Raw genomic sequence first — 7,855 nt, 5'->3', positions numbered from 1 at the left:
GTTTGCCAGATCCAACGGAATCGATGGATCGTATTTGGCTGGTTGGGCGTTGTGTCTTAGGCCCGGGGGGCCGATAGAGTGTCTGCCGGTGGTGTCAGCCATCGGGGATGGATTCCATGCAACACTCAAGGCCCAGCGGGCCGACACAGTATTCGGGGGTTGAGCGTTCCCGGGCGGCCAAGAGAACGATTGTGCCGGCCCTTCAGGCCTTTGTGCTTCACTGCACTGAACACCGGTGGCTGACACCACCGGCAAACATTGTGCCAGCCCTCCGGGCTTCATCGTAGCTGTCCAGCGACGACAAGTGTGAGCCGGACACTTCGAATTTCCCTTGGCGATTTCAATCGAGTACATTGGGAACCAGTGACGATGGCTCGTGCGGTCGTCGTGGCCGAGACGCGTGAACCAAGTGGTGCTCCGCCGTTCACGCTTCCAACCGACGCCTGACACGCCAGTCACAACGATTCGTGTCATTCGAGTAATTCGTGGACAAATCTCTTCTCCGCTGTTCGCATCCAGGTCCAACGCGTGACATCCCAGCTGCGACTGGTGCGTTCGAAGTGCGCCATCGGATTTTATCAGACCTCGGTTTCCTGGGATTCGCCCCTGATGTCATGGTTCGATCGCTTCGCGTTCGACTCGACCGAACGAACGAACGAAAAGAACCGATCGCTGAAATGGTGACCGCTCAGTGTTTGCTGAATCCAACGGAATTAATGGATCGTATTTGGCTGGTTGGGCGATGTGTCTTAGGCCCGGAGGGCCGGTAGAGTGTCTGCCGGTGGTGTCAGCCACCGGGGATGGATTCCATGCAACACTCAAGGCCCAGCGGGCCGACACAATAATCGGGGTTTGATCGCTCCCGGGCGGCTAAAAGAACAATTGTGTCGGCCCTTCAGGCCTTTGTACTTCATTGCACTGAATACCGGTGGCTGACACCACCGGCAAACATTGTGCCAGCCCTCCGGGCTTCATCGTAGCTGTCCAGCGACGACAAGTGTGAGCCAGACACTTCGAATCTCCCTCGACGATTCCGATCGAGTACATTGGCCATCAGCGGCGATGGCTCGTGCCGTCGTCGTGGCCGATCCGCGTGAACCAAGTGGTGCTCCGCAGTCGGCGAGTCGAGTTTGTATTGGAGTTTGGTCCATCGCGCCGACGCGGTGACCACCGCCGTCCTGTGCTCATGAATCTTATTCGAACCATCTTTGAACACCGCCGCGTCTCGCCTGGATGGGCGATGCCAATGGGATGGTTCGCATGGTTCGGCATGATGATTCCTGTCATGTTTGAGATAAACGGTTGGCTTCAAAACGTCGTACTGGCCTGGAGTGGCTGGCTCACACTTTGGGTAACAGGACTAGTCGGAACAGCATCGATCGGATACGAATCTGTCCGCAACATCGGTCGCTACGGTATCAACGGGATGGAACGCCCCCGATTCTTTTTCGAGCTGTCGCGAGCAATGATCGCTGCTATTTTTCTGCTCTGCATGCCGGCACTCACTTTCACATTGCTTCTGCCCAATCTGAATGCGGCGTTTGCCGATTTCATCAACCTGCGCAATGTGGGGATCGCCCTCGCGATATGTTTTGCCTTGTCTGCATCGTGCGGGTACGTGCTTTCGTTCATCTCGGGCCGACCACGACGAGGTCGAGCTTACGAATGTACTTCTTGGTTCTTCTGCCTATGCGGCGGAATGATTCTGATCACTTTCGGATACATTGCGATTCCAGATCCCCCGAAAGACGTTGCCTCCGCAATTCCCGGTACAGTCGCCTGTGCTCTCGGGGTGGGCTTGCTAGTGTGTGGAATTCTCGCCGAGGCTGCGCGCGAAAAACGCACAGACCCAAGCCGTGCACCTGAAGACGGCTTGCGCGGTTTTTGAAGTGGAAGCTCAATCGTCCGTCCAAGGTGGCGGCTAACGTTGAATCTAATTCATTGCTTTCCGCTGCGACGGTTGATCTGCGGTCACGGTGGGGCGGCGTTGCGTGGACTCCGGGCTGTCAGGCTAGCGCCAGCTTCTTGAATCCTCTGGCCGCAGGTCGTCAGCGTTTTAATACGGTCGCCGTCTTGAACTCTTGTGGCCTATCGTGTGATCCGCAGGCGCATGACTCCCCCGTCACTTGCGACGTGTGGTCGAAGGTGTATTTCTTTCACTCAAAGACGAATCCGACCGAACGCACGCTCACGCCATTCCTTGGGAGTCGAGCGGCTTTGGATGTTGGAAGTACACCCATGAGATCACGACGCCGTTACCAGCACGACGCTGATGAACTGCGTGCAAGAGAGTTCGGAAGCGGACGGTTCGGAGAAGGGGGGGCGAGCGTCGTGACCGCGGGGACTGGAATTCGCTACGCCCCCGTCCGGGGTCGTGGAGTGGATGGGGGGCGTGGCCCGGAGGTGACGCTGCGCTGACCTCCGGCTACTCGCTGTGATCCCTCCGGGATCAAGGCGGGACTCCCCCGCCACTCGCGAGTGTGAACGGGTATATTGGCAGACTGCGGCGACCGCTTGGGCGGCCTTCTTGGCCAGACGCGCGAACCGACCAGTGCGTCATAGCCGCGGAAGCGACGTCTCCTGCGTTCTACGATCAATCCTTCGTCGCGCCACGGTGACTGCAGGCGTTCGCCACTGAAGCTCATGACCAACAACCCCTACTCCTCTCCGACGACCGACACGACCACCGATGATGCAGCTTCCACGGTTGAGTCGGGAGCGTCGGTTGTCGAGCTGGCAAAACCTGTGTTTCTTGCGTGGGAGCGGCTTCGTATCGCCTACATCCTGCTGCTCGGCGCGTTCACCGCGATGCTTGCGATGCCCGGCGTGATCTCCAACGGGCCGCAACTGCTCACGTTTCGCGGCCTGATCATGATTGCGGAAGGTGCGATTGTCGCAAACGTCCTCTACTTCGCTGGACCGATTGTCGAGACTTACGTACGTTGGCTTGGATACGATCGCACGTGGGTGCGATGGTTCTTATTTGCCGGCGGGACGCTGTTGACGGCACTCTTCGCACTTGTCTCGCTGGCGTCTGGGTTGATCCCCAATCAAAATTGAGAGCTGTCACGCACGCCATTTGCTGACGAAGCATGAAGACACTGCCAACGTTGTTAATCGTCGCATTCATGCTTGCGTCTGACGCGAGTGCCGAATCGGTTCGTATTGCGACCTACAACTTGAATTGGGGCAACCGTCGCGGCGACCAGGTGCTCGAAGCAATCCGCACTGCCGATCCCGATCTCATTTGCTTCCAGGAAACAACGGTTCAATCCGAACGGTTTCTTCGCAATCGCCTCGCCACGACTCACCGCTATTTCCACGCGGCCGGACACGACGGACACTACGCTGGAGAACGATTTGCATTCGCCTCGAAGATCGAACTCACGGACGTCACCTTCATCCCGCCTTCGGAAGGCCTGTTCGGTTTCTACTCTGCCAACCTGAATCTCTCGGGGACTCCTGTCCGCATTGTCAACGTCCATTTGAGTCCGTTCCAAATGAAGCGTGGCGGCGGGATTCGTGATGCGATGGCTGCACTTGCGACAACCGAGACCAAACACGCCGCCGAGATCGATGCAATTGTCGAGACAATTGATTGTCAGCGCCCGACGATCGTTGTTGGAGACTTCAACAGCATTTCCACGTTCATTGCTCCAAAGCGACTCGCCGGACTCGGTATGATCGACGCATACGCTTCGGTTCACGACGATGCTGACGCTCATTCAACCTGGAGCTGGCCGACCCGACCGTTGCCGCTCGCACTACGAATCGACTACATTTTTCATACACCACACTTCACGACCACAGAATCCAAGATTGTCCGCCGGGACGGGTCTGACCATGCTCTGGTGGTTGCCGAGCTCAGACGTGACGAACCTTCGGAACCACGGAAGACCTCGGCGCAGTCGATTCTCAAACCTGAGTCAACCGCTCGCTCCCCGTGATCTGAGTCAGATTGCTTACCGGTCAATGGCTGATGGCGGTCACGGTGGGTTGGGGTTGCGAGATGCCTCAGGCCGACAGGCTGACGCCAGCATCTTGAATTTCCTGGCCGTGGGTCGTCAGCGTTTCGGTGCGATCGTCGTCTTGATCTCTCGTGGCCCATCGTGTGATCCACAGGCGCGAGACTCCCCCGCCACCCGCGACGGGTGGTTGAAGGTGTATTTCTTTGACTCAAAGACGAATCCAAACGAACACGCGACGCGCCCATCGTTGGGAGTCGTGCGTCTTGGGAGGTTTGAAGTGCACCAGTGAGATCAAGACGCGGCTTGCAGCTCGACGCCAATGAACGGCGTGCAAAAGATTCATGAAGCGAACGGTTGGGACGTAGGAGCGACGAGCGTCGCGAACGCGTGCAGTCAGCGGCGGGCTTGGGTGATGCCCGGAACGGTTGGGACGTAGGAGCGACGAGCGTCGCGAACGCGTGCAGTCAGCGGCGGGCCTGGGTGATGCCCGGAGGGCAGGCACAGTGTTTGCCGGCGGCGTGAGCCGCCGGTGGAGAGTCCGCTCCGACGCAACAGCCCTGGAAGGGCGACAGAGTTTCTGCAGCGGCCTCGACCCGATGTACGCTCTGTCGGCCTTCCAGGCCTGCGCCGCCGTGGCATCGGACTCCGGGCTCTGACGCGCTCGGACGCGTCGCCGCAGCCACATGCCTCGGGTGAGCGTTTTATACTTGCGTTGTTCCAATACGAAGTAAATCCTGGAATGTGGCACTGCTTTTGCCAAGAGTTCCGTCCACGGCACGAATACCAGTGATCGAACAAACGCTGGAGAAAACCAATGAATCACGAAACCGAGAACGCTGAGCAGCTCTACTACCGCAGATCCCGTCGTGCGGCATGGTGGGCTTCCGCTGTCTGCGGCGTCTTAGGCATGGTCTCGTTCGCTACGGGGCCGTTTGATCAAGGATTCGGTAGTCTTTGCCTGTTCGTGGCGGCTGCGTTGTTCGTGTGGGGGCTAGATTATCATCGGCGACTCAAGCCCGCCGGTGCGGAGACTACGCCAGCACGGCGATAAGTGGGGAACGCGGATTATCGCGAATGACTCTGTCATGACTTGCCGTTTCTGATTTCGTGTGTTTGGCGTCTTTCGTGGTTACTTTCGTGTCAGGACGCTCGCGAGATGAACATGCCAGATGTCGACACCTTGATCGAACTGATTCGCGACCACCGCAGTCGGGAAGCGTTGGAAATGCTCGATGCATGTCCGGGCTTGGCTAAGGAACGCTCCAAACGATCAGGACAACTTCACGGCGCGACACCACTTCATTGGGCCGCGCATCGGAATGCCACGGAAGTCTGCCAACGCCTTGTCGAACTGGGCACAATGGTGAACGATTCGTCGAGTGATTGGTGGCTGACTCCACTCTCTTGGGGCGCCGACGCGGGAAGCGCTGATGCGGTTGAACGACTGCTTGAGCTGGGTGCCGATGTCAATCAAGATGCCATTGTCGGCACGACCGCTCTTCACGCCGTCGCGATGGGTGGGTCCACTCAAGGAAAGGGTGATCCGGACGCGTATGAACGAACGGCGGAAATCCTGATCCGTCATGGTGCCGACATCAACCGACGGACAAACAAACAGCGAACACCACTGGATGAAGCCATCGACAATCAAAATGATGCCGTCGCGAACGTGCTGCGGCAACACGGCGGCCAGCGCTGCGAGACGTGATTCCGGGCCCTGACGGACCCGGCAACCACTCTTTCAGCCCGCTGGGCTGGATCAGCGACTTCCTTCGACGATCACGTTGGTGGTTCCGTTTTGCCAATCCGCCAGCCAACGCGCACACGAACGCGTCCATTGGGCGAATGGGCCTCCCGATTCACGCAACCCCTTGCCGTGGCCGCCGCTGGCGTACACGTGTAGTTCTGCCGGCACCTTGGCGCGGTGCAGATGCAACAGGTAGTGCAACGAATCGGGGGCGAACCGATCATCCGCCGCGACCGCCAAATAAATAGGCGGATAGTCCTTGCTTGATTTCAAGGGTTGAATCATCGGATCCAAGCCGTCCGCGGTGTCTTCGGCGGTCAAGTAGGCGGGATAAATCAAGATCGCGAAATCGGGATTCGCGCGGACCGCATCGATCGAATCAGCCGGTGGGTAGCTTTGCCGGTCCGAATGATGAACGGTCAACGCCGCCAAGTTGCCACCGGCGGAAAAACCGAGAACGCCAATTTGTTGCGGGTCGATGTCGAACACATCTGCCCGACTGCGCACCAGTCGGATCGCACGCTGGGCGTCTTGCAGCGCGACCGCGTGCTTGTCCAACCCGTCGCGACGCGGGACGCGGTACTTGGTGACAAACGCCGTGATACCTTGGTCGCACAGCCACTGAGCGATTTGAGTGCCTTCGTGTTCCGCCGCCAAGGCGTTGTAGGCCCCACCGGGAAAGATGACCACGGCCCGACCGTCGGGATGTGCAGGGCGCCAAACATGGATCGTCGGGCGAGAGACGTTGGTGATGCGAACCAGCCCATCGGGCCGCTGTGGAAGCTCCTCCTGCAGCACCGCAGCTGGATCGTCATCGCGTTTGCCGTCGCCGGGCCAGATCGAGATGATTTCCGGTGCCGGCTTGCGGAGTGCCGCCAGTTGCCGATCGCCCTCGGTCCAATCCGAAGGGTGCACCGCCGCGTCTGATTTCGTTGCCGCTAACTTCACCGTTTCCGTTTTCGACACCTCCTGCTGCCCCACGCGCCGTTTTAAGAACGTGGCTTCCAGGCGATCCAAGAATGCGTTGCTCTCGTGTTGCATGGCCTCGGTGAACAGCCCTTGGTCCTTCAAGAAGCGAGCGGCCGGACGGACGAACTCCATCAACGGATACTTGTCAAAACAGCCGCCGTGGCCGCCTTCGGGGAACACGTGAAGCTCCGCCGGGACTTTCGCTTGCCTCAGTTGCAACATCGTGTTGACCGCTCCCCAGGTGAATTTGTCGCTTCGGGTGACCGTCATCAACGTCGGCGGCGTCCGTTCGGGGCTCAATTGATCAAGCTGCAGATGCGGATCGGCAGTCAACGACTCCGTCGGCTGCGTCAGGTACGCCGGATACATCAAGACGACCGCGTCGGGGCGCGCGCTGATTGTGTCTGTCGCGTCTTCTGCCGCGTACGTCGACTCGCCGTGATTGTTGGCCAGATTGAACGCCAAGTGACCGCCCGCGGAAGATCCGATCATGATGATCTTGTTCGCATCGATGCCGAGGTCTGCCGCGCCCGTCCGCAACAGTCGCACCGCGCGTTGGGCATCGCTCAATGGCACCCGATGACCGGGATCATCCGCCGCTCTGGGAACGCGATACTTCAGCACGGCACAATGGGCGCCGATGGCTCCGGCCCAGTGACAAATATCGACGGCGTTGGGCAAGGAAAGCCGTCCATAACCTCCGCCGGGTGCGAACAAGATCGTGGTCCCGGTCGCTTCGACGCCCGCCGGCGGGTCAAAGAGAATCATGCTCGGTTTCGTGACATTGCTAATCGCAGGCTTCCCGCTCTTCGAATCGCCCACGGTATCGGCCGGGACTTTTTGAGTCTGTTTTGAAGCTGCCTCCTCGTCGGGCCAAAGCGGAATGACGACGGCATCGCGATCGAGCAGTTGCTGCATGGCTTGCTCGCCGGGGCTTTCGGCGTGGGACCGTTGGCCAACGAAACAAGTTGTCAGCAGGAGCGAGCAAAAGAGAATCCGGAACATGATGGTCGGGCTTGTTGATCAAGGGGTGAAACGTAGCACAAGGCAGATGTCATCCGACAGCAAGTGCACGTCGTGGATGCGATCGCCACGGCGTCGGCATTGTAAACCAGATCGCATCGTTGCGTTCGGCGCAAATCCGATCATCTCCCGCTGGGGCATTCTGCCC

Annotated in this window: 5 protein-coding genes; 4 read left to right on the top strand and 1 reads right to left on the bottom strand. The window is 59.0% G+C overall.

The features are described 5' to 3' along the window. The first annotated feature begins 1,186 nt into the window (after nt 1–1,186). The 4 genes from ABX749_RS14150 (at nt 1,187) to ABX749_RS14135 (ending at nt 5,676) form a co-directional block, all read left to right on the top strand. Nucleotides 1,187–1,888 carry a hypothetical protein gene (locus ABX749_RS14150; protein ID WP_372896545.1) on the top strand — a complete coding sequence of 234 codons (702 nt, stop codon included), beginning with the start codon at nt 1,187–1,189 and terminating at the stop codon, nt 1,886–1,888. 755 nt (nt 1,889–2,643) lie between these two features. After that, on the top strand, nt 2,644–3,060 hold the full coding sequence (locus ABX749_RS14145) for a hypothetical protein (RefSeq protein ID WP_372896544.1): 417 nt from the start codon (nt 2,644–2,646) through the stop codon (nt 3,058–3,060). Between the two features lie 32 nt (nt 3,061–3,092). Next, on the top strand, nt 3,093–3,947 hold the full coding sequence (locus ABX749_RS14140; protein WP_372896543.1) for an endonuclease/exonuclease/phosphatase family protein: 855 nt from the start codon (nt 3,093–3,095) through the stop codon (nt 3,945–3,947). A gap of 1,183 nt (nt 3,948–5,130) precedes the next feature. Beyond that, nucleotides 5,131–5,676 carry an ankyrin repeat domain-containing protein gene (locus ABX749_RS14135; RefSeq protein ID WP_372896542.1) on the top strand — a complete coding sequence of 182 codons (546 nt, stop codon included), beginning with the start codon at nt 5,131–5,133 and terminating at the stop codon, nt 5,674–5,676. A 51-nt stretch (nt 5,677–5,727) separates the two neighbouring features. On the opposite strand, the gene ABX749_RS14130 is transcribed toward ABX749_RS14135, so the two are convergent. Continuing rightward, nucleotides 5,728–7,452, bottom strand: a complete 1,725-nt coding sequence (locus ABX749_RS14130; protein WP_372896541.1) for an alpha/beta hydrolase — start codon at nt 7,450–7,452, stop codon at nt 5,728–5,730. Nucleotides 7,453–7,855 lie beyond the last annotated feature (403 nt).

It is taken from the genome of Stieleria sp. (assembly GCF_041595215.1).
GTDB classification, from domain to species: Bacteria; Planctomycetota; Planctomycetia; order Pirellulales; family Pirellulaceae; genus Stieleria; species Stieleria magnilauensis.
This window is presented reverse-complemented; position numbering and strand designations above follow the sequence as displayed.

Excerpts from the sequence above, each read along its gene's own strand:
- ABX749_RS14150 (WP_372896545.1), top strand. The coding sequence starts at position 1,187 with ATGAATCTTATTCGAACCATCTTTGAACACCGCCGCGTCTCGCCTGGA.
- ABX749_RS14145 (WP_372896544.1), top strand. The coding sequence starts at position 2,644 with ATGACCAACAACCCCTACTCCTCTCCGACGACCGACACGACCACCGAT.
- ABX749_RS14140 (WP_372896543.1), top strand. The coding sequence starts at position 3,093 with ATGAAGACACTGCCAACGTTGTTAATCGTCGCATTCATGCTTGCGTCT.
- ABX749_RS14135 (WP_372896542.1), top strand. The coding sequence starts at position 5,131 with ATGCCAGATGTCGACACCTTGATCGAACTGATTCGCGACCACCGCAGT.
- ABX749_RS14130 (WP_372896541.1), bottom strand. The coding sequence starts at position 7,452 with ATGATTCTCTTTGACCCGCCGGCGGGCGTCGAAGCGACCGGGACCACG.